Here is a 21,182-nt window from a genome sequence, read left to right on the forward strand (position 1 = left end):
CTCGCTGACCTGCGACGGACGCGCGACGATGCGCGTCCGTCCGTTCCGTGTGCGCGGGCCCGATCCCCCACACCCCCACACCCTCCCCTGCCCGCCTCCGCACCCTCCGGAGCACCATGCCCTCCCCCCTGTCCGCAAGATCCCGTACGCATGCCCACGACCGCACCGGCGCCCACGCCCACGCCACCGACCACCCACCCGCACCCGCACCCCCCACGCGACCCGAGCAGACCGCCCACCACCTGGGCCCCGTGAAGATCCCCCGCCTCGGCGACTTCCACGTCCCCCCACGCGTCGTGGCCATCAGCCTGCTCGCCGTTCCCATCGGGGCCGTAGCCGCCGTGGTGGCCGCGGGGCTGCTCAAGCTGATCGCGCTGATCACCAACCTCTCCTTCCAGGGGCGCTTCGGGTTCGGTGCGTCCGCGCCCGCCGACACCGCGCACCGCTGGCTGCTGCTGGTGATGCCGGTGGTGGGCGGCCTCGTCATCGGCCTCATGGCCCGCTACGGCTCCGAGAAGATCCGCGGCCACGGCATGCCCGAGGCCATCGAGTCGATCCTGGTCGGCGGCAGCCGGGTGCAGCCGCGCGTGGCCGTGCTGAAGCCGGCGTCGGCCGCGATATCCATCGGCACCGGCGGGCCGTTCGGCGCGGAGGGGCCGATCATCATGACCGGCGGCGCCGTCGGCTCCCTGATCGCCCAGTTCCTGCGGGTGACCACCGACGAACGCAAGGCCCTGCTGGTCGCCGGTTCCGCCGCCGGCATGGCCGCGACCTTCAACGCCCCGCTCGCCTCGATCCTGCTCGCCGTCGAGCTGCTGCTCTTCGAGTGGCGGCCCCGCTCCTATCTCCCGGTGGCCGTCGCCGCCGTGACCGCCACCCTGGTGCGCGGCCCGCTGCTCGGCACCGACCCGCTCTTCGGCGGCGCGCACGTGCCGGCCCGGATCGACTTCTCCGCCTACGGCCTGTGCATCGTCGCCGGCGCCGCGGCCGGACTGCTCGCCCTCGGCGCCACCGCCCTCGTCTACTTCTCCGAGGACCTCTTCTCCCGGCTGCGTGTCCACTGGATGTGGTGGCCGGCCATCGGCGGCGCGATCATCGGCGTCGGCGGACTGGTCGAACCGCGCACGCTCGGTGTCGGCTACGACGTCATCGACGCCCTCCTCACCGGCCACGCCACGGTCGGCCTGATCGTCGGCGTGCTCGTCGTGAAGACCCTCATCTGGGGACTGTCGCTCGGCTCGGGCACCTCCGGCGGCGTCCTCGCCCCGATGTTCATGGTCGGCGGTGCGCTCGGCGCGGCCGAGGCCCTGGTCTTCCCGCACGTCAGCCCGGGTTTCTGGGCCCTGGTCTCGCTCGCGGGCGTCCTCGGCGGAGTGATGCGCTCCCCGCTCACCGGCATCGTCTTCTGCCTGGAGCTGACGCACGAGATCAACGCCATGATCCCGATGGTGATCACCGCGTCCGCCGCGTATCTGCTGTCGGTGATCCTCCTCAAGCGCTCGGTGCTGACCGAGAAGCTGGCGCGCCGGGGTCTGCATCTGACCCGGGAGTACTCCGTCGACCCGCTCGAGGTCCATCTCGTACGGCAGTTGGAGACCCCCGTCGGCGTCACCTTCCGCGCCGACCGTCCGGCAGGCGAGATCACCGCGCTGCTGCGGGCCGCGCACGACGGCGGCGACGCCGACCGGCTGCTCGCCCAGCGGCTGTATCCCGTGCTCGACGCCGACGGCGGCCTCGCGGGGGTCGTGACCCGCGGCGCCCTCGTGCACGCCGACCCCGCCGACCGCACCCCGCTCGGCGAGCTGGCCTGCGCCCCCGTCGTCGCGCATCCCGACGAGACCCTGCGGGCACTGGCCAACCGCATGGCCCACCACGAGGTGACCCGGCTGCTCGTCGTCACCCGGGGCGAACACCCGCGGGTGGAGGGCATCATCGGCCTCCGGGACCTGTTGACCGCACGGCGGATCGACCACCACGAGGAGCACTACGCCGAGCGCGTCCTCACCCTGCGTCCCCGCGGTGCAAACCGCGTGCCGGGCACCACGGTCGCGCAGGCCGAGAAGGTCTCCGTATAGAAAGATCCGCCCGCCGGCGGTGCGGGGGCCGCCGGCGCCCGGACGCGAGCAGGTCCCGCTACTCCAGCCCGATCGCCGCGCAGTCGTCCGCGTACTTCGGGGTGCAGATGTCCTCGACGCTGTAGACGCCGTCCTTGATCACGGTGGACTCGATGTTGTCCTTGGTGAGGGCGACCACCGGGACCAGCTGCGCCGGGATCGACTTCTCGGTGGGGCTGTCGACCGAGCTCTGGGCCAGGGCGTCGAACTCGATCGCCTTGCCCTGCACCTTGGCCACCGCGAGCTCCGCGGCGCCGGTCGCCTCCAGCAGGAACGACTTGTACACGCTCATCCGCTGCTCGCCCGCCACGACCCGCTGGACCGCGGCCAGATCCGCGTCCTGCCCGGTCACCGGCGGCATCTTGGCGACGCCCGCGCTCTTGAGCGCGTCGATGACGGCGCCCGCCATGCCGTCGTTGGCCGAGTAGACCGCGGCGATGTTGTCGAGCCCGACGGACCGGATGGCCTTCTTCATGTTGGCCTCGGCCTCCGAGGGCAGCCATTCCTTGGTGTAGTACGACTTGGCGATCACCACCCGGCCCTTCAGCTCGCTGAGGGCGCCCTGCCGGAAGCGGGCCGTGTTGGGGTCGGTGACCGAGCCGTTCATCATGACGATCTTGCTGGTGTCGGCCTTGTCGCCGAGCGCGTCGACGATCGCCCGGCCCTGCACCTCGCCGACGAGTTCGTTGTCGTGCGAGACGTAGCCGTCGATCGGGCCCTCGGCGAGCCGGTCGTAGGCGATGACGGGGATCCCGGCGTCCTTGGCCTTCTGGACCTGCGGCGCGATGGACTTGGAGTCCACCGCGTCCACCAGGATCACATCCGCCCTGTCGGAGATCATCTGCGCGAACTGCCTGGCCTGTCTGGTCGCGCTCGACCCGGCGTTGGCGTAGCTGACCCTGCCCTTGTCGTGGGTGAGGGAGGCGACGCGCTTCTTGATGAGGGGGTAGTCGAACTTCTCGAAGCGCGCCGTGTCCGTGTCGGGCAGCAGCAGCCCCACCGTGATGTCGTCCCCCTTCTTCGGACTCGCGGAGCTGTCGCCGCCGCTCACTGCGTCGATGGCGCCGCATGCGGAGAGCAGCAGGGCCGAGGTTGCGGCGAGGAGGGGGGTGCCGAAACGGCGCAGGCCGATTCCGCGGGGGGTGCGTGCATTCACTTGCTGGTGCCTTCCGGGCATGGGGGGACGCGGGCCACCGGATGAACGAGAAGCCAACGGGCCCGTGGAGACGGGGTCAAGACATACGGATGTTCTTCCGCCGTCCCCCCACCGAATCTCCCCAGCCGATCCCAGCGCCCGGTGCATTCACCCCGAAGCCCCAAGCTCTTCCGGCCTCGCCCCGCCTCGCCCTGCCCCGCCTCGCCCCGGACACGCGAGACGCCCGGAGCGGAAGCCGTCACACTTCGCGCTCCGGGCGTCTCGCCCAGGGGACAGGGGGGAAGGTCAGTGGGGCCGCCGTCAGGTGCCCGGTCGGCGGTGGCCGCGTTCGTCGGTCTCCTCGACCTCGATGCGCTCCTTGCGGACCTCTCCGGTGACGGTCTCCTCCTCGGTGACCTCGTTGGTGGTCAGACGGAACCGCTCCTTGGGTACGGCCCTGGTCTCCACCACCGGCTCCTCACGGTGGAGGGTGATCTCGATCTCCTCCTCGCCGATGCCTTCGCCGGTCAGGTCGCCGACCCGGGCGGTGTCGGTGATCGGCTCGCGCTCCACGCGCAGCTCCTCGTGGCGTACGGGGACGGTGTGCTGCTCCTCCTCCGTGACCACGTACTTGCGCAGCCGTGCGTGCCCGCTCTCGTGGCGCTCGGTGCCGACGTGCATCTCCTCCTCGTAGCGCATCATCGACAGCTCACCGGGGACGTCTCCGGGCCGGCCCTTCCCGGCGTACTGCCCCGCGCCGGCGCTCTTGCCGGTGCCGGCGGCCGTCCCGGTGCCCGCGGCCGTCCCGGTCCCGGCGCCCTTGCCGGTTCCCGCGGCCATCCCGGTCCCGGCGGCCCCACCGGCCCCGGCGCCCTTGCCGGTCCCCGCGCCCATACCGGTTCCGGTTCCCGTGCCCTTGCCGGTCCCGGCGGCCATCCCGGTCCCGGCGGCCATCCCGGTCCCTGCGGCCATGCCGGTCCCCGCGGCCATGCCGGTACCAGCGGCCGTGCCCGTCCCGGTGCTCGTCTCGCCCTGCGGCTTCTGCCCGGCCTGGCGACCGGTCCCGCCACCCGAGTCGATGCCGTAGTAGTCGTACAGGCGGTGCTCCTCCTGCACGGAGAGGTGCCCACCGGCGTCGACGTCCACGTTGGGCGCGCCCTTGACCTCGTCCTTGGCGTACGGGACTTCCAGGTGGTCCTGGACGAACGTGGCGTCGTGGATGGGGATGAAGGACTCGTTGCTGCCGAACAGGCCGGTCTTCACGCTGACCCATTCCGGCTTCCCGGTGACGTCGTCGAAGTAGACGTGCCGGGCGTCGCCGATCTTGTTGCCCCGGGTGTCGTGGACCGGGTGGTTCAGTACGGCGGGTATCTGCTCTCGAGTGATCATTTAAGGTCTCCTTTCCTCCCCTGTTGACCTTCTCCCCTCCAAGCCGACTAACCACGTAAATCACTGCAAAACACCACAAGCATCACAATGTTGTTTAATGCACAACAATGACCTTCGGCATCACGTGTGCAGAGAATCCCCGCAGGAGTGCCACACAGGGCCCACACACTCTTTCGGAACCGTCGTTACCGTTGCTGGCTGTTCGAAATCTGCCCGCCTCTGCCCGTGCGAACGTCAGGAAAACGACGGAATGGACTACTGCTCCTCGTGCCGCCGGCACCTCAACGGCGCCCTGGTGTGCCCAGGTTGCGGTGCCTACGCCCCCGACATCGCACCGGTGACCCAGGACGGCCACGACTTCGCGCCGTTCGCCGCCAAGACGCCGCCCCGGCACGAACCGCGCCCCTTCGACCACGCCCCGTACGAAGAGGTCCCGGCCCCCGAGGTCGTGCTCCCCGCGGGCGAGGGACGGGCCGCGCGGCGCCGGCAGCGGGCGCGGTGGAAGAAGAGCCAGCGTCGTGCGGTCGTCGCGACCGCCGTCGCGCTCGTCGGCGGCGGGCTGACCGTCTCCACGATGGGCGGCGGATCCGACCACCGGGACCAGGCGTCCGCGGCCCCCGACTTCACCAGCACGGGCGCCGAGGACCTGCCCTCGCAGCAGTACGCCGTGCCGACGACCCCGCCGGGCACCGGCAAGCACCGCAAGCCGGACTCCTCGGACGGCCGCACCACCGCGTCCGGCGACACCCAGGGGGGTTCGGCCACCACTCCCGACGCGCCCCGCACCGCGTCGGCGAGCACCCGCGCCTACCGCGCGCCGCACACGACGCCGTCCACGGCGCAGCCGCAGACCGCGACCACGCCCTCGACCGGCACGGCGTCCGGCGGCAGCGGCTCCTCGACGCCGAGCCAGTCGCCCTCCGCGACTCCCGGCGACACGTCGACGTCGGGCTCGTCGGCTTCGGGCTCGTCGAACACGGGCTCGTCCCAGTCGGGTTCGGACCAGTCGGGTTCGTCGCAGTCGGGGTCCTCCGGCTCCAACTCCTCCTCCGGTACGAGCACTTCCCCGTCGGGCGACACCGCGACGACCTCCCCCTCGGGGATCTGCGTGCTCGGCCTGCTCTGCCTGGACTGACCGGCAGGGCGGGGCCGGGCGTCTCCGCCTACGCGCCTGCGGGCCCCGACGCCTCGCCGTGGCGCACATCCCCGTCGATATGACGCTGCTGTACGGCGGTGACGGCGCGGACGACGAAGGTGCCGGCCACGGCGGCGGCGATCACGGCCGCGTCGGAGGCGAGCAGCATCCACGGTTCCGAATAGGCGCGGGCGATGATGTCGTCCGCGTCGTCGGCGTACATCAGACCCACCCCGCTGATCAGACCGATCAGCCACAGGCCCCACCACACGTTCACCGAGCGCGGCAGCCGCTCGCCCGGAGCGCTGTCCTGGTGGGCGTCCGCGACGATGCCGCGCGGTATCCACAGGTTGGCGACGGGGATCACCCAGCCCGCGTAGAGCCAGAAGCCGAGGTAGCGCGGCGGCCTGCCGGACAGGGTGCGGGCGTTGTCCCGCACGGTGTCCAGCCACAGCAGGAAGGCGATCGCGCAGATCAGTGCCGTGGCCGCGCCCACGTCGCCGACCAGGTGGTACGAGTTCTCCAGCGAGGTCAGCGGCCGGTGCACGCCCTCCCCCTGGTCCGGCGGTCCTGAGGCGGGCTCGCCCGTCACGGCCAGCCGGATCTCCCAGACGGCCCGCGCGGCCCAGGCGACCCCGGCCAGGGCGAGGAGAGCGACGGTGATCCGGCCGATGCCGTGGACGCGGCGCAGTGCGGGGGTGGGACCGGGGACGGCATCGGGCGTGGGGGGTGTCGTGTGATCGTTCACCGGGGCATCCTCGCCGACGAGGAACGGCCACCGCCAGGAGGACCTGCCCGGGCGACGGACCTCTTCACTCGTCCCCGGAGCCCTTCACTGGTCCCTCACGTCGCGCGCGGGGGCGCGGTGCGGGCCCAGTTCCCGTAGGGCGTCGCCCAGTTGGGCGGTGGTGAGGGGCGGGGCCGGGAGGGGGGCCGGGGCCGGGCGCAGGCTGTCGAGGAGCAGGGCGAGGGGCCGGTGCCAGGCGTCGGCGGAGGCCGCCGTCGTCAGGGCCGGAACCGCGCGTCCCAGGGCGGCCAGCGCGAACAGCACGTCCTCCGTCGTCACGTCGGAGCGGACCGTGCCCTCCTCGCGGCCGCGGCTCAGCAGCAGCTCCAGCGTCTGCCGGTTGTGCGCGTGCACGGCGTCCAGGGCCTCGACGCCCTGGACGCGGGTGGTCATCAGGTCGTTGGTGCCGCGGTCGGCGGCCAGGGTGCCGAAGACGTCCCTGAGGTAGGTGTGCAGGCCGGTCCAGGCGTCGGGGGCGGTGCGGGCCCGCTCGCCCGCGGCGGTCGTCCCGCCGAGCTGGTCGCGGAAGACGGCGTCGACGAGGGCGGCGCGGGTCGGGAAGTGCCGGTAGAGGGTCGCGTTGCCGACGCCCGCACGCCGCGCGATCACGTCCAGCGGCGCCTCCAGGCCCTGCTCGGCGAAGACCTCGTGGGCCGCTTCCACCAGGAGTTCCCGGTTGCGGCGCGCGTCCCGCCGTCGTGGAGCAGGTTCTCGGTCTGCGCCGACGGTCATCAGTCATCCTCCGCAGTGAATCGGGGAGCACTCCCCGGTACTGATGCTATCGTCGGGACAGGAAACGGGGAGTACTCCCCACTTCTACTGGCGGGGGGCCGGACATGAGCGGAGACACCAGCGGCACGGCACTGGTGCTGGGCGGCGGAGGCCCGGTCGGCGGCGCCTGGCTGACCGGCGTGCTGGCCGGGCTCACCGACGCGGGGATCGACCTCGGGCAGGCCGACGTGATCATCGGCACCTCGGCGGGCGCGGTCTTCGGCAGCCGGCTGGCCTGCGGTCAGCCCCCGCGCGAGCTCTACGAGCGCCAGCTCTCCGGCGCCGACCGCATCGAGCTGCGCGTCACCGCCGCCCAGACGCTGCGCTTCCTGTGGGCCGCCCTGGGCTCCCGGGACCCCGAGCGCTCGGTCCGGCGGCTCGGCCGGGCCGCGCTGTCCGCCGCTCGTACGGCACCCGCCGCCGAACTGCACGACGCCGTACGGGAGTTGCTGCGCGGGGCCACGGACTGGCCGGCGCGGGCGCTGCGGATCGCCGCGGTCGACGCCGTGAGCGGGGAGGTGGCGGCCTTCGACGCGGACTCGAAGACGGACCTCGTCGACGCGGTGGCCGCGAGCTGTGCCGTCCCGCTGCTCTGGCCGCCCGTCGAACTGGACGGCCGGCGCTTCATCGACGGCGGCAGCCGCGCCACCGCCAACCTCCAACTGGCCGCCGGGCACCGGCGGGTGCTGGCGGTCGTACCGATCCCGAACGCGGTCGGCCCCCACCCGAGCGCCCACCAACAGTCCACCGACCTCACCACCCGCGGAACCACGGTGACCCTCCTGTGCCCCGACCGCCCGACCCGCCGCGCAATGGGCCGCAACATGACCACGAACACCCGGATACCGGCCGCCGCCAGAGCGGGCCACGCCCAGGGAACGGCACTGGCGAACACGGTGCCCGAAACATGGCACACCTGACACCCCGAAGACGGATGCCACTCACGCACCCCGGAGACGGACGCCGCACCCGGCCAGCAGCCCACGCCCCCCGAAAACCGACCCGGCCCTGCTGAACTGGCGCAGCGGCACGCTGGTGCGGGGACTCGTGGCACTTCCCGTCGGCATGGGCTGAGCGGCCGGCGGGCGGGGCCGTCAGTTCTCGTCGGTCTCGTCGCGGATCAGTACGGTCACGCGGTGGAAGTTGCAGACGGTCGCCGTCGGGGGCTCCTGGGGGCCGGCGTGGGCCTTGAGGGCGACGCTGACCAGGCTCAGCAGGAGGTCGACGTCGGCGTCGCAGTCGAGGTGGACGGTGACCCAACGCGAGCCCGGCACCAGGCGGATGGCGGTCGACTCCGCGAAGTCGTAGTGCAGGCGCTGGATCGCGCGGGTGGTGAGGTGCAGGTCCACGTCCCGGTCGGAGTGGAAGTGCACGATCTCGTCACGTGCGGAGCGCAGCGCCCGGCCCGTACCGCAACCGGCCTCGCACGGGCTGAGGTCGGGCCACGTCGCCAGCTGGTTCATGGCTTTCTGCGCCGGTGTCATGGACCCATGGTGCGGTGCTCACCACGCGGACACCAGACATTGCGGCGTCCGTAACCCGTAGGAGACCGGATGCGTTCCGTCGCCCTCCGGCACCCCTCGTGACCTGCGACGACACCGAGGGCTCCCCAAACGGTCCCTTTCGGCGATAATTGGGGCATGAGTACGGCGACGTTTGTACTAGCGGCCACGTCGAGTGAAGTACTCAACGTGATCGCCGCCTTTGTCGGTGGCCTGATCATCGCCGGTGCGCTGGTCTGGGCCGTGCAGTTCGGCATGACCGTCCGGGACCGCGAGCTGCCGCGGCCCAACCCGGACGAGCAACCCCACCTTCCGGACGGCGGCGCCGTCCGCGAGTCACGCGAGATGCGGGAACCGGACGAGGTACCGCACGCGGAGGGCGGGAAGCGGCTCATGCCCTACGAGCTCCACAGTTCCAGCAGCAGGACACGAAAGGACCAGCACCGCCGGCGCTGGATGCCGGGCACGAGCGGCTCCTTCGGCAGCGGAGGCCTCGGTCGCTGAGCCCTCGGTCGCTGAACCCCCGGTCGCTGAACCCCCGGTTCGGTACCGAGACATGCCTCACACCTTGAGTTTTTTACCAAATCAAAAGGTTCCGTACCGCGTCCGATCCGTACTCCCCTCCGTCCGAGCCCGTCGATCGCTGACGGGATCCCCGACCGGGCAGGAGGCACGGTGCGCTTTTCGCGGAATGCGATGGGAACTCTCTTCGTGGGCGGTGCCCTGAGCGTGACACTCGTGGCGCTCGCGTATCCCGCGATGCTCGGCGTCAACACGACGTCGAGCGACGGGTCGCGCATCATCGCGCAGACCCAGTGGGGGCCGCTGACGGAGGCGGACCGTGACTTCGTGGTCAAGGTGCGTGCGGCAGGGCTGTGGGAGTACCCGGTCGGCCAGATGGGCCTGAAGAAGGGGCAGAGCAAGGGGGTCATCACCGCGAGCAAGCACCTGGTCGACGGGCACGCGGCGCTGGACGCCACCTGCCGCAAGATCAGCACGATGCTGAACATCACGATCCCCAACGTGGCCAGCCCGCAGCAGGTCGGCTTCGTGAACACGCTCGCCGCGGACCGGGGCAAGCAGTTCGACACGGACTTCGCCAACATCCTGCGGGTGACGCACGGTTCGATCTTCAACACCATCGCGAAGATCCGCTCGACCACGAAGAACACCATGGTGCGGGCGCTGGCCGATCAGGCCAACGACACGGTGCTGGACCACATCACGGTCATGGAGCAGACCGGTCTGGTCAACTTCGACCAGGTCCTGTTCCAGCAGACGACCCCGCCGAAGCTGCCCGCCAAGGACCTGACCCCGCCGCCCCCGGCAGCGGGCCAGCCGGAGGTCGTGCTGACCCCGCCGGCCGACAGCACCACCCAGCCGCCGGTGCTGCCCGGCGAGTCGAGCGCGAGCGCCAGCCCGAGCCCGACGGTGCGGTGAGACCGGGCCGGTTCCGCAGGAGCGGAGCCGGCCTCTCCGTATGTCGCGAAATTGTGATGCATCGTTGAACTACCCATGCGTCACCGCAGGTTGACAGCGTTCGGCCGGGAGATCCACGATGTGATCGCACTGGGGCTCATGTGACCAATGAGCCCGGTGTTCCTCGGACCATCCACCCCGGTACGGCCGGCTGCCGCGTGCTGCCCTGCGCCGCCGTGCCCGGGTCCGTACATGCCGAAGTGGGGATCACGCATGTCCATCGCGAGTCGTGTCACCGTGCGCCGCCTGCTGGGGACGGGCGCCGCGTCGCTCGCCCTGTGCGCGGCCTCCGTCGCCGCCGCGTCCGGCGCCTGGGCCCACGACGGCGGTGACGGCTGGAAGCACGGCGGCCAGTACCAGCCCGGTACGGGCGCGGGCACCAAGACGGAGACGGACCGCTGCCAGTTCTCGCTGGACGGCAAGGACTTCTACGACTCGGTCAAGGTCGACGACCAGAACCTGAAGCCCACCGACGACGGCAAGATCCACATCAAGGTCCGTACGGCCGGCGACGCCACGACCTGTACGGCCTCCCTGGCCTCCTACCTCGCCCACGGCTCCTCCTTCGCCACCTCCGGCGAGCAGGTCTTCGTCGACTTCGACTCGGTGACGGTCAAGGAGGGGCAGACCGACTCCCTCGACATCGCGGTGCCGGACGCGGGCTGCTTCGCGCAGATCGACCTCTACCGCGGTGCGGTCAAGTTCGACGGCAGGCTCGACGCGAAGGACGGCTTCGTCCACGGCGACCTGCCCAAGGGCCCCGACCACCCGGTCATCAAGGACAAGCTGATCGCGTCCTGGAACGGCGGCACGAAGGACTGCACGACCACCGAGGAGTCCCAGCCGCCGGCCACCCCGACCCCGTCGGCCTCCACGCCGGAGTCCGGCACGCCGTCGACGCCCGCCGAGGAGACGACTCCGCCGGCGAGCGAGACCCCGTCGACCGGGACCCCGGCCCCGTCCGCCTCGGAGTCGACCGCGGCGCCCGCGGCCACCCCGAACGGCGGTGGCGGTGACCTCGCGGAGACCGGCGGCGGCAGCAACTCCGGCCTGATGGCGGGCGGCGCCGCGGCGCTCCTCGCGGCCGGTGCGGCGATCGTCGTCGTGACCAGGCGCCGCCGTACGGCCCGTTCCTGATCCATCCGATCCACCCCCGAATACGAACGCCCCGGAGACCCCCGCTCCGGGGCGTTCGTCCTGCACGGCTACCGCTCGACCGTGTCCAGGTACAGCTTCACGAAGCGGTCCACGTCCACGTCCAACGCCACGTCCACCAGCGGCTGTTGACGTACGCCCTCGTGGATCTCGGCCTCTCCCGGGCGCGGGCGGCGGTCGACGACCGTCTGGCCGCGGGTGGGGCCGGGGGCGAGGGAGACCTCGACCGGGAGGAGGCGGGTGGTGACGCCCGCCGGGTCGACGACCGTGCACACCGCGCCCGCGTCACCGAGGCCGCCCGCCTCCTCGGCCTCGGGTGCCTCGCCGGGGTGGGCGGGACGGTGGGCGAGGAGTTCGCCGGCCAGCCGGCTGCCGGGCTCGGAGCTCGCGCGCAGCCGGTGCACGTCGGCGCCGGGGACCACGACGCGGGTGAAGACGTCCAGGCCGTACATGGTGATCGGCACGTCCGCGGTGAGCAGGACGGCGGCCGCCTCCGGGTCGTGCCAGACGTTGAACTCCGCGACCGCCGTGGCGTTTCCGGTGGCCACCGCGCCGCCCATGAACACGATCCGCTCGATGTTGCGGGTCACTTCCGGGTGGGTGCGCAGCAGCAGCGCGATGTTCGTCAGCGGCGCCGTGGGCACGAGGGTGACCGGGCGCGGGGAGGCGAGGATCTCGCGGCGCAGCAGGCTCACCGCGTCCAGGTCGGCGGGGGCGCGGGTCGGGGCGGGCAGCCCGAGGTCGCCCATCCCGTCGGCGCCGTGCACATGCCGGGCCGAGCGCGCCGGTTCGAGCAGCGGGCGCTCGGCTCCCCGGCCGACCGGGATGTCGGGAGCGCCGGCCTGCTCCAGCACGGTCAGGGTGTTGCGGACGACGCCGTCGACGTCCGTGTTCCCGGCGACGCAGGTGACGGCCCGCAGGTCGATCGCGGGGTGCCGCACGGCGAACAGCAGGGCCAGGGCGTCGTCGACGCCGGTGTCGCAGTCGATGATCACCGGGATGGGCTGACCGGTCACGGCCGCGCTCCTCTCGTCCGGGAGCCCCGGGTCCTCCGTGGAGTCCTCCGAAGCCCCGAGGGCTGTGGAACGACCCTACGCATCCGCCCACAGTTCGCCCGCGCGGGCCCGCACGCACGCGTCGACCCGCTCCAGCAGGGCGTCCACCGGTACGGCCCCCGGACGCCGCCCGTCCCGCAGCCGTACGGCCGCCAGGTCGCCGCCCGCCTCCTGCTCGCCGATCACCGCCTGGTACGGCACGAGACGGGCCGCCCGGATGCGGGCGCCGAGGCTGCCCCGCTCGGGTCCGGCGAGCTCCGCCCGCAGCCCTCGGGCCAGGGCCCGCCGTACGACGTCGTGGGCCTGCTCCTCCTGGGCGTCGGAGACCGGCAGCACGACGAGCTGGACGGGGGCGAGCCAGGCCGGGAAGGCGCCGCCGTGCACCTCGATCAGCTGGGCCACCGCGCGCTCCACGCTGCCGATGATGCTGCGGTGCACCATGACCGGGCGGTGCTTGGAGCCGTCGGGTCCGATGTAGTGCAGGTCGAAGCGCTCGGGCTGGTGGAAGTCGATCTGGACGGTGGAGAGGGTGGACTCGCGCCCGGCCGGGTCGGCGATCTGGACGTCGATCTTGGGGCCGTAGAAGGCGGCCTCGCCCTCCACGGCGTCGTAGGAAATCCCGGCACTCGCGAGGACTTCCTTCAGCAGGCCGGTGGCCCGCTCCCACAGCTCCGGGTCGGCGACGTACTTGCCGCCCTCGCCGGGCAGCGAGAGCCGGTGGCGCAGTGGGCTGATGCCGAGGTCGGCGTAGGCGCGAGCGATCAGCTCCAGGGCGGAGCGTGCCTCCTCCACGGCCTGCTCCAGGGTGCAGAAGATATGGGCGTCGTTGAGCTGGATGGACCGTACGCGGGTCAGACCGCCGAGCACGCCGGACAGCTCGGAGCGGTACATGCCGCCCAACTCGGCCATCCGCAGCGGCAGTTCGCGGTAGCTGTGGGAGCGGGAGCGGTAGATGAGGGCGTGGTGCGGGCACAGGCTGGGCCGCAGCACGACCTCCTCGCTGCCCAGCTCCATCGGCGGGAACATGTCGTCGCTGTAGTGGGACCAGTGCCCGGAGATCTCGTACAGCTCCCGTTTGCCGAGCACGGGCGAGTACACGTGGCGGTAGCCGGCCGCGCGCTCCTGCTCGCGGATGTACTCCTCCAGGGTGTGCCGCACGATCGCGCCGTCGGGCAGCCAGTACGGCAGCCCCGCGCCCATCAGCGGATCGGTGTCGAACAGGTCGAGCTCACGGCCGAGCCTGCGGTGGTCGTTCATGGTCTCTCTCCTCGTCATGACGGGTGAGCGACCTACGACGAAGCCCCGGGCCACTCGCCCGGGGCTTGGGGACCTGCCGGTCCAGAACTCAGCGCGCCGGGAGACTCTCCGGCGTCGTCGTGGACAACGAGTGGGCGCGCTTCATGGCGTGAGAGTAGCCCGCGGACCGGTGCGGGGGCCACGGGTTTTCCGTAACCCGGACGGCCCGGCGCGCTGGTGGGGTGCCGGGCGGGGTGATCCCTTAAAGGGACAACCGATCCTGCCCAGGCGCCCGGAGGACCAGATGATCCGCATTCCGTCCCGTGTCGTCGTCGCCTCGGTGCTGTCCCTGGGGGCCCTGGGGAGCGCGAGCGCGTGCGGTGTCGTCTCGCAGGTGAAGGCGCAGGCGCCCCAGCACAGCGCCGGTCCGTCCCCGGCCGCCCCTCCCTCGCCGAAGACCCCGACGTCGTCGAAGTCACCGTCGTCGCCGTCGTCGCCGACGCTCACCGAGGCGCAGGCGCAGGCCGCGCTGGTGACCGAGGGCGACCTCGGCGAGCCGTGGGCGCCGACGCAGGGTGCGGCGACCTGGCGGGACGGGGTGCTCAAGGCGACGGCCGAGGCGCCCGACTGCCGGCGGCTGCTCGACGCGCTGTACACCGACGACCTGTTCGGGGCCACGAGCGGCACCCGGGCCGTGACCGGGCTCGACGACACCGTCGACCAGGCGCAGCTGCGCTACCAGGTGCTGGCCCTGGACCCCGCGGACGTGGACCGGACGCTGGCGTGGCTGGGGGCGCTGCCGCAGACGTGCGGCAGTTTCACGGCGCTGACCGACCACGGTGCCGTCGAGGGCGTGCGGGTCGATGCGGCCGAGCTGCCGGAGGTGGGGGATGCGCGGCAGGGGCTGCGGGTGACGTTCACCGGGCGGACGGCCGAGGGCGAGCAGCCCCTGCTCACCCTGGACGTCGCCGTGGTGCGGGTGGGCGACGACACGATCGCCCTCACGCACGGCGGTCCCGGCTATGTGTCGTCCGACGCGACCAACGCCTTCGTGCAGGTGGGTGTGCAGCGGCTGGCCGACGTCAGGAAGCAGGCGCGGCTGCGGGTGTGACGGGTGGGGGCAGCGGTGAGCGGGCAGCGGGCGGGCGTGGTGGCTAACCGAGCCGGTCCACGGCCTCCTTGGCCTCCTTCAGGCCCGCCCCCGTCGCCTCGCGGTACACCTTGATCGCCTGGATCTTCTTGCCCTCGCGCAGCAGTGCGTCGATCTCGGCGGACCACGGTTCGGGCTCGCTCAGGCCCAAGTGGTCGAGAACCAGGTCGAGTTTGTGCTCGACGCGGGCCATCCGCTTGTCCTGGCGAGAGATCCGGTTCTCGATGCTGCCGATGCCGAACAGCACGAGCAGGATGATCAGGGCCAGCCCCAGTATGTCCATGACACGATCGTAGGGCGTGTCAGCCGCCCTCCAGCCGTTCCCGGTGCGCCACCACGTCCCGGGCCACCTCCAGGGCCGTGCGGCCCTGTGCGAAGGCGCGGCCGCGCAGCCGGGTCAGCGCCTCGTCGGCGCCGATACCGAGCTGGGCCATGATCACGCCGGTGGCCTGGAAGACCTTGTCCTGGTCGCGGGCCAGTCCGCCGAGCCACGGCCCGCCCCTGTCCACCGCCTCCCGCTGCAGCCCCGTCACGGCCACCGTCATGACACCGGCGACGAGCACAGCGTGCCGCAGCTGCGCCACGGTGAGCAGGCCGGGCGCGGACCGGTAGAGGTCGAGGGTGCCCACGGTCGTGCCCTCGTCGCCGAGCGGCATCGAGTACGTCGCCCGTACGCCCGCCGCCGTCGCCGCGAGCGCGAACACCGGCCAGCGGCGCGTGTCCTTGCCGGCCGTCAGATCGGCGGCCAGGACGGCGGTGCCGGTCCGTGCGGCGTCCAGGCACGGCCCGTCCCCGAGGGTGGCCTGCAGCTCCGCGATCCGCGCGGACTGGGCGTTGCTCGCGCTGATCCGGACGGGCATCCCCTCGCCGCACAGCGACACGCTCGCGCCGATGACCGGCAGCAGCCTGACGGCGGCAACGCACAACCGGTCCGGCAGATCACGCGGCCGGGCGTCCCGCATCGCCTCGGCGATCACCTCCGCGGCACTGGGCCGCTCCGGTCCGGACGAGCGGAAGCCGCCGCGGTCGTCGCCGGTCCGCACGGCCACCGCCTCCTTCGCTCTCGGGGGGAGCCGGAATCCTCGGGGGAGCCGGATCGTCCCGCTCGGCTACCCCCTGACCACCGAGGCGAAACCCGGCCTCGGCCGTCGTTTCCCGGTCACAGGGGAGGCTGTGCGGGTGCCGGGCCGAGGGTGGTGGTGCCGGGGGCCGTGCGGTGGCCGAGGCCGGTGCGGTAGGCGTCGAGGGCCGCCTCGACCCGGCCGGTGCGGCGCAGCAGGTCCCCGAGCAGCCGGCACAGGTCGGCCAGGTCGCCCGCGGCCCCCGCCCGCTCCAGCAGGCTCAGGGCGCGGACGTAGTGCTCCTCGGCGGCCTCCGTGTCGCGGGCGTCCTCGGCGATGATGCCGAGCAGGCGGTGCGCGGCGGCGGAGTGCAGGGCTCCGCGCTCGGGGCTGAGGTCGCTGAGCACGTCGTGCAGAAGGGCCGCCGCCTCCTCGGACTTGCCGCGCCGGTGCAGTACGTCGGCCAGCTCGACGGCGACCTGGCTGCTGTAGAGGGCGGCACGCTTGGCCGAGAGCATGTCGAGCGCCTGCCGCAACTCGCCCTCCGCACGCTCCAGTTCACCGTTCTGCGCACACACGTATCCGCGCATCCAGTGGCAGTTGGCCAGCTCGGTGCGGATCTGCAGGGTGCGGTAGAGCTCGGCGGCTTTGGCGAGCGAGGCGTCTGCCTCGGCGATACGGCCCTCGGCGAGCAGGGTGCGGGCGACGGAGCGGTGCATCCGGGCGACGAGCGCGGGATCGCCGGACTGCGGGGCGAGCGCGAGCGCGAACTCGGCGGCCTGGGCGGCGCGGGCGTGGGCGCCCATGTCCATGTACGGGCCGATGACGCTGGCGTAGAGCAGCAGCAGGGCGTCCGGGTCGTGCAGGCCGCCGCGGTTGAGCTCGTCGAGGGTGGACTCCAGCAGATAGACGGCGTAGCGCAGCTCGCCCGCCAGGTAGTGCGAGACGGCCCGGCCGCGCAGGGCGGGCACGCGGGCCGGCAGCGGAGCATCGGCGAGCGCCTGCTCCGATCCCTCGAAGTACCGCCGCGCGGCGGTCAGTTCACCGGTGTCCAGTGCGCATTCGCCGAGCCCCAGCAGCGCGACGGCCTGCACCTCGTTCAGCTCGTGCACCTCGGCCTCGGCGAGCAGCGCGGCGTACTGCTCCGCGGCCTGCTCGGCCTCCCCCGACGCCAGCGTGCGCTGCGCCTCGGTCAGCCGCAGCCGCAGGTCGGTCGCGAGGTGCGCGGGGCGCCCGGTGACCAGTTCCTCGTACGCGACCCCGAGGCGCCCGGCGACATGCCTGAGCGCTTCGTCGGAGGGCCGCACCCGGCCGGCCTCCAGGGTGGAGATGTAGGCGGGTGTGTAGGCGGGCTCCGCCAGTTGTCGCTGTGTCAGTCCACGTTCGGCCCGCAGCTGCTGGACTCTGCGGCCGATGGTCACCGGATCGTCACGCTCCGACACGCCAACTCCCCCTGTGCCTCTTGCTGTTGCCCCACGACTGCCTCTAGGTTAAACGGCGTCTTAAGCGCGTTTAATACAACGCTGTTGAGAGGTTGCCGTGCTCCGACACATCTCCGAGCGTTACGCCCGAGGGATCGGTGCAGCCCTGGTCGCCGTGGCCGCCCTCGTCCTCGCCGCCAACGCGGGCCCGGCGCGAGCCACGGACGCGGGCCAGGTCCAGCAAGTGCAGCAGGCGCCGCACTCCCGTTAGGGCTTACCGACGGACGTACGCGACAAGGGCCGCCCATGCTTCCGGCGCGAGCGTGAGTATGCCGTGCGCGGGGTTCTTGGAATCGCGGATTGCGATTCCCGACTCGAGGTCGGCGATCTCGACGCATTCGCCACCGGTGTTGCCGCTGTACGAGGACCTACGCCACCGCACGCTCGTCAGGTCCAGTTTCGTGCCCATAGCGCTCCTCCATCACCCGGGTGATCAGTGCCGCCGAATCCTCCACGGAAAGGGCGGACGCCTGCAAGTGAGCGTAACGAAGGGCGGCTTCCCTGACGGTCTCCGGATTGGCCGTCATGTGCCCCGAGATCATGTCCTCGGTGTACACCAGCTCCGGGTGATCGTCGAAGCGAAGTGCGGTGAACGACCCGATGAGACTGGCGTGTTCACCCGCCTCGAACGGCAGCACCTGGATACGCACCCACTTGTGGCCGGAGGCACTCAACAGGTGGGCTAGTTGCTCGCGCATGACCTCACGGCCGCCGATGGGCCGGTGCAGGGCCGCCTCGTCCAGCACGATCCAGGCCAGCGGCGGGTGCTCGCGCGTCAGAATGCGCTGGCGCTCCATGCGCGCGGCGACCAGCTCATCGAGCCTGTCCCGCACACCCGTTGCCAGCACGGCACGTGCATACGCCTCCGTCTGCAGAAGGCCGTAGATCATCTGAGCCTGGTACGTCGAGACATACGCCGCCTTGGACTCCATGTCCGCGAACGCCTGGAACCACGTCGGCAACTGGCACCGAAGAACCAACCCCACGAGCCGTGAGAACGACCCGTCCGTGCCCAGCGCAGCGTCCACGCGCTCCGCGAACTCGCGTGTCGGCACCTTCTGGGTCGTCTCGATCTGGCCGACGAGGGACCCGGTGCAGAAAACCACGGCGCCCAACTCCCGTTGGGTCAGACCCGCTTCCTCTCGTTTCCGGCGCAGCTCGTAGCCGAAGTAGTCCAAGGGGGAAGCGGCGGGATCGAGTTCACGAAGGTGAGCCATATACCGAGAGTAAGCAAACCGACACGCTCAGGTGGGTGAAATCCCGTAATACCCTGCACCCGTGACCTCCCCCGCTGCTCGTACCGCGCTGGATCTGACCGCCGAGCTCCCCGTCGCCGGTCTCACGGACTTCTACCGGGATCTGCACCGGCACCCCGAGCTGTCGCTCCAGGAGCACCGCACGGCCGCGCGGTTGGCCGAGCGGCTGGCCAAGGCGGGGTACGAGACCGCCGAGGGCATCGGCGGTACGGGAGTGGCCGGGCTGCTGCGCAACGGGGAGGGCCCGACGGTGCTGCTGCGGGCCGACATGGACGCGCTGCCGGTGCAGGAGGAGACCGGGCTGCCGTACGCCTCCGAGGTGCCCGGTGTGATGCACGCCTGCGGGCACGATCTGCATGTGACCTGGCTGGCGGGCGCCGCCGAGGCGCTGGCGGCCGGCCGGGACGCCTGGTCGGGCACCCTGCTCGTGGTGGGCCAGCCCGCCGAGGAGACCGGCCTGGGCGCGCTGAGGATGGTCACGGACGGGCTGTACGAGCGGTTCGCCCGCCCCGACGTCCTGCTCGGCCAGCACGCGGCGCCCGGCCCGGTCGGCTTCTACGCCCACTCGCCGGGACTGCTGATGTCGGCCTCGACGGACGTCGACATCGTCGTGCACGGGCGCGGCGGGCACGGCTCCCGCCCGGAGACGACCGTCGACCCCGTCGTCACGGCCGCCTACCTGGTCACCCGGCTGCAGACGGTCGTCTCCCGGGAGATCGCCGCCCGTGAGTCCGCCGTACTGACCGTGGGGAAGATCGAGGCGGGCACCCGGCACAACATCATCCCGGCCGAGGCGCACATCTCCCTGAATCTGCGCACCCAGTCCGACGAGGTGCGCGAGCGGATGATCGCGGCGATCCGGCGCATCGCGGCGGGGGAGGCGCTCGCCGCCGGCTGCCCGCGGGAGCCCGAGGTGAGCGTGGGCGCGACCTTCCCGGTGACCATGAACGACGCCGACACCGACCGCCGGATCGGGGCCGTGCACGAGGAGGTGCTCGGGGCCGGGACGGTGCTGGACTTCGGGCCCGTGATGGGCAGCGAGGACTTCCCGCATCTGGCCCAGGGCGAGATCCCGTACTCCTACTGGTTCGTGACGACGACCCCGGCCGAGGTGTGGGACGCGGCGCCCGGCACGGACCTCATGGAGAAGTTCCTGGCCGTCCCCAGCAACCACAGCCCCCACTTCGCCCCCGACCTCGCGACGATCGCGCCGGGCGTGCGGACGCTGGTCTCGGCGGCGCTCGCGTACCTCGTCCGACCCTGACTACCCCTGGGTCTGCAACTGCCGCAACTGGCGCTGGACATGGTCCAGCGCCCCCTGTCGGCGCCCCGGAACCCGCGAGCGCAGCTCGGCGAGCGACGCCCCGAGCTCCCGCGCCACCGCGGCGTCCTGGACCTGCCCCCACTGGTGGTGCGCCCGGTCCACGGCCGACTCGACCGCCGGTCCGTCCGGTGCCTGCCCCGCCGCCAGCCGCGCGGCCGCCACCCCCAGCCACGTCCGGCAACTGCGCACCGGATCCCCCGCGAACATCGCCAGATCCGCCCGCACTTCGGCCCAGTGCAGCGCCTCCTCCGACCCGGGCCCGTGCGCCTGTACGGCGGCCTGCTCGTGCCGTGCGGCCAGCGCATCGGCCTCGGAGTGCCGACCGGCCTGCACGGCGGCGGAGATGACGGAATGCGGATCGCCCTCGCCTGTCGAGCCTGTCGAGCCCGGGTCCGCACCCTTCAGCCCGTCCGGCGTGTGAGGACGAGGCCCTTCGGGCCGATACGGGGGTCTGGGGGCGAAGCCCTCAGGGACCCCAGCCACAACCCCACCCGAGGCCAGCACCAAGTCCCCGTACCCCCCGACCCCCACACGAGCCAACGCCTGCTCATGCAACTGCGAAACCTCCGGCCGCCACCCACTGCGCAGAATCGTCGCCACCGCCTTCATATAGGCGGGCACCCCCACTGAGCGCCGCGAGGGCGGCGGTGCGATGCGGCCGTAGACGGCGACGGTGCGGCCCGCGTCGAGCGGGTTCGAGCGCAGCCACTCCCACATCTCGGGATCGGCGTGCAGATCCACGATCAGCGTCGCGGAACCCGGGGCGCGCAACCGCAGTTCCTCCCGGATCCAGTGCCAGGGCAGGCCGGTGTAGCGGACGGTCGAGGGCGTCGTACGGGCCAGGGCCAGATGCGGCAGCCGCTGGCGCCGGTCGAGTTGGAGCTGGCCGGTGACGAAGACGGTGAGCGGTCCCGGGGCGGCCGCGGCGGCCCGCAGCCGGGTCAGGACGGCCTGCGGCTCCAGCGGGTCGGCGAGTTCGACGACGTTCGCCGTGTCCGTGCCGGACAGGACGCCGGGCGGGACGGCCGCGAGGACGGGGAGCACGGACGCCGCGTCCACCAGAGCCCCCTTGCCGGCCGGGGATGCGGCGAGCAACAGCACGGTCCCGGGCATCGTTCCCTCCCCATCCCCCGTCGATCACTTCACGCAAAC

Annotated in this window: 22 protein-coding genes; 9 read left to right on the forward strand and 13 right to left on the reverse strand. The window is 72.1% G+C overall.

Going from position 1 to position 21,182, the window contains the following annotated elements; translation table 11 throughout:
* The first annotated feature begins 116 nt into the window (after nt 1-116).
* Nucleotides 117-2,075 (forward strand): chloride channel protein, encoded by a 1,959-nt coding sequence (locus MQN93_RS13105; protein ID WP_242709619.1) that lies wholly within the window; start codon nt 117-119, stop codon nt 2,073-2,075.
* Between the two features lie 58 nt (nt 2,076-2,133).
* Here the strand turns inward: MQN93_RS13105 and MQN93_RS13110 are convergent, their stop codons facing one another.
* Together MQN93_RS13110 and MQN93_RS13115 are read right to left on the reverse strand one after the other, a co-directional pair.
* Nucleotides 2,134-3,270, reverse strand: coding sequence for a sugar ABC transporter substrate-binding protein (locus tag MQN93_RS13110; protein ID WP_242709620.1), 1,137 nt, complete (start codon nt 3,268-3,270; stop codon nt 2,134-2,136).
* A 300-nt stretch (nt 3,271-3,570) separates the two neighbouring features.
* On the reverse strand, nt 3,571-4,638 hold the full coding sequence (locus MQN93_RS13115) for a DUF2382 domain-containing protein (RefSeq protein ID WP_242709621.1): 1,068 nt from the start codon (nt 4,636-4,638) through the stop codon (nt 3,571-3,573).
* 250 nt (nt 4,639-4,888) lie between these two features.
* Here MQN93_RS13115 and MQN93_RS13120 point away from each other — a divergent pair, with 250 nt between their 5' ends.
* On the forward strand, nt 4,889-5,773 hold the full coding sequence (locus MQN93_RS13120) for an SCO2400 family protein (protein WP_242709622.1): 885 nt from the start codon (nt 4,889-4,891) through the stop codon (nt 5,771-5,773).
* A gap of 28 nt (nt 5,774-5,801) precedes the next feature.
* Here MQN93_RS13120 and MQN93_RS13125 read toward each other — a convergent pair whose 3' ends face one another.
* Both MQN93_RS13125 and MQN93_RS13130 read right to left on the reverse strand, forming a co-directional pair.
* Entirely contained in the window at nt 5,802-6,521 is a 720-nt protein-coding gene (locus tag MQN93_RS13125; RefSeq protein ID WP_242709623.1) for a DUF4328 domain-containing protein, read from the reverse strand.
* Between the two features lie 84 nt (nt 6,522-6,605).
* Nucleotides 6,606-7,292 carry a TetR/AcrR family transcriptional regulator gene (locus MQN93_RS13130; protein WP_242709624.1) on the reverse strand — a complete coding sequence of 229 codons (687 nt, stop codon included), beginning with the start codon at nt 7,290-7,292 and terminating at the stop codon, nt 6,606-6,608.
* A 104-nt stretch (nt 7,293-7,396) separates the two neighbouring features.
* On the opposite strand from MQN93_RS13130, the gene MQN93_RS13135 reads away from it, so the two are divergent.
* The gene (locus MQN93_RS13135) at nt 7,397-8,251 is read left to right on the forward strand and encodes a patatin-like phospholipase family protein (protein WP_242709625.1); all 855 of its coding nucleotides are present in this window, start codon (nt 7,397-7,399) and stop codon (nt 8,249-8,251) included.
* Between the two features lie 174 nt (nt 8,252-8,425).
* Here MQN93_RS13135 and MQN93_RS13140 read toward each other — a convergent pair whose 3' ends face one another.
* Entirely contained in the window at nt 8,426-8,815 is a 390-nt protein-coding gene (locus MQN93_RS13140; RefSeq protein ID WP_242709626.1) for a luciferase domain-containing protein, read from the reverse strand.
* Nucleotides 8,816-8,971: 156 nt separating this feature from the next.
* Between MQN93_RS13140 and MQN93_RS13145 the strand changes: the two genes are divergently transcribed.
* The 3 genes from MQN93_RS13145 (at nt 8,972) to MQN93_RS13155 (ending at nt 11,449) form a co-directional block, all read left to right on the forward strand.
* A complete protein-coding gene (locus tag MQN93_RS13145; RefSeq protein WP_016437165.1) occupies nt 8,972-9,337 on the forward strand; it encodes a DUF6479 family protein in 366 nt (121 codons plus the stop codon).
* A gap of 192 nt (nt 9,338-9,529) precedes the next feature.
* Nucleotides 9,530-10,273, forward strand: a complete 744-nt coding sequence (locus MQN93_RS13150; RefSeq protein ID WP_242709627.1) for a DUF4142 domain-containing protein — start codon at nt 9,530-9,532, stop codon at nt 10,271-10,273.
* Between the two features lie 252 nt (nt 10,274-10,525).
* On the forward strand, nt 10,526-11,449 hold the full coding sequence (locus tag MQN93_RS13155; protein WP_242709628.1) for an LAETG motif-containing sortase-dependent surface protein: 924 nt from the start codon (nt 10,526-10,528) through the stop codon (nt 11,447-11,449).
* Between the two features lie 68 nt (nt 11,450-11,517).
* On the opposite strand, the gene MQN93_RS13160 is transcribed toward MQN93_RS13155, so the two are convergent.
* The gene (locus MQN93_RS13160) at nt 11,518-12,483 is read right to left on the reverse strand and encodes a nucleoside hydrolase (RefSeq protein WP_016437162.1); all 966 of its coding nucleotides are present in this window, start codon (nt 12,481-12,483) and stop codon (nt 11,518-11,520) included.
* 75 nt (nt 12,484-12,558) lie between these two features.
* A complete protein-coding gene (gene thrS, locus MQN93_RS13165; protein ID WP_242709629.1) occupies nt 12,559-13,779 on the reverse strand; it encodes a threonine--tRNA ligase in 1,221 nt (406 codons plus the stop codon).
* A gap of 283 nt (nt 13,780-14,062) precedes the next feature.
* Between thrS and MQN93_RS13170 the strand changes: the two genes are divergently transcribed.
* Nucleotides 14,063-14,869 (forward strand): hypothetical protein, encoded by an 807-nt coding sequence (locus MQN93_RS13170; protein WP_242709630.1) that lies wholly within the window; start codon nt 14,063-14,065, stop codon nt 14,867-14,869.
* Nucleotides 14,870-14,912: 43 nt separating this feature from the next.
* Here MQN93_RS13170 and MQN93_RS13180 read toward each other — a convergent pair whose 3' ends face one another.
* From MQN93_RS13180 to MQN93_RS13190, 3 genes are all read right to left on the reverse strand, one after another.
* A complete protein-coding gene (locus tag MQN93_RS13180; RefSeq protein ID WP_016437159.1) occupies nt 14,913-15,191 on the reverse strand; it encodes a ribosomal protein L7/L12 in 279 nt (92 codons plus the stop codon).
* A 19-nt stretch (nt 15,192-15,210) separates the two neighbouring features.
* Nucleotides 15,211-15,951, reverse strand: coding sequence for a GAF and ANTAR domain-containing protein (locus MQN93_RS13185; RefSeq protein ID WP_242709803.1), 741 nt, complete (start codon nt 15,949-15,951; stop codon nt 15,211-15,213).
* Nucleotides 15,952-16,067: 116 nt separating this feature from the next.
* A complete protein-coding gene (locus MQN93_RS13190; protein WP_242709631.1) occupies nt 16,068-17,411 on the reverse strand; it encodes a helix-turn-helix domain-containing protein in 1,344 nt (447 codons plus the stop codon).
* A gap of 97 nt (nt 17,412-17,508) precedes the next feature.
* On the opposite strand from MQN93_RS13190, the gene MQN93_RS13195 reads away from it, so the two are divergent.
* Nucleotides 17,509-17,661 (forward strand): hypothetical protein, encoded by a 153-nt coding sequence (locus tag MQN93_RS13195; RefSeq protein WP_016437156.1) that lies wholly within the window; start codon nt 17,509-17,511, stop codon nt 17,659-17,661.
* A 3-nt stretch (nt 17,662-17,664) separates the two neighbouring features.
* Here MQN93_RS13195 and MQN93_RS13200 read toward each other — a convergent pair whose 3' ends face one another.
* Nucleotides 17,665-17,859: a DUF397 domain-containing protein gene (locus tag MQN93_RS13200; RefSeq protein WP_242709632.1), complete on the reverse strand. Its 195-nt coding sequence runs from the start codon at nt 17,857-17,859 to the stop codon at nt 17,665-17,667.
* Complete coding sequence (locus tag MQN93_RS13205; RefSeq protein WP_242709633.1) at nt 17,819-18,667, reverse strand: helix-turn-helix domain-containing protein; 849 nt, start codon at nt 18,665-18,667, stop codon at nt 17,819-17,821. The genes MQN93_RS13200 and MQN93_RS13205 overlap by 41 nt, the downstream gene beginning before the upstream one ends.
* 61 nt (nt 18,668-18,728) lie before the next feature.
* On the opposite strand from MQN93_RS13205, the gene MQN93_RS13210 reads away from it, so the two are divergent.
* Nucleotides 18,729-19,970, forward strand: a complete 1,242-nt coding sequence (locus MQN93_RS13210) for an amidohydrolase (RefSeq protein WP_242709634.1) — start codon at nt 18,729-18,731, stop codon at nt 19,968-19,970.
* Here the strand turns inward: MQN93_RS13210 and MQN93_RS13215 are convergent, their stop codons facing one another.
* Nucleotides 19,971-21,143: a hypothetical protein gene (locus tag MQN93_RS13215; protein ID WP_242709635.1), complete on the reverse strand. Its 1,173-nt coding sequence runs from the start codon at nt 21,141-21,143 to the stop codon at nt 19,971-19,973.
* Between the last annotated feature and the right edge of the window lie 39 nt (nt 21,144-21,182).

Origin of the sequence: Streptomyces spinosisporus (assembly GCF_022698145.1) — a bacterium.
In the GTDB taxonomy this organism is placed as follows: Bacteria; Actinomycetota; Actinomycetes; order Streptomycetales; family Streptomycetaceae; genus Streptomyces; species Streptomyces spinosisporus.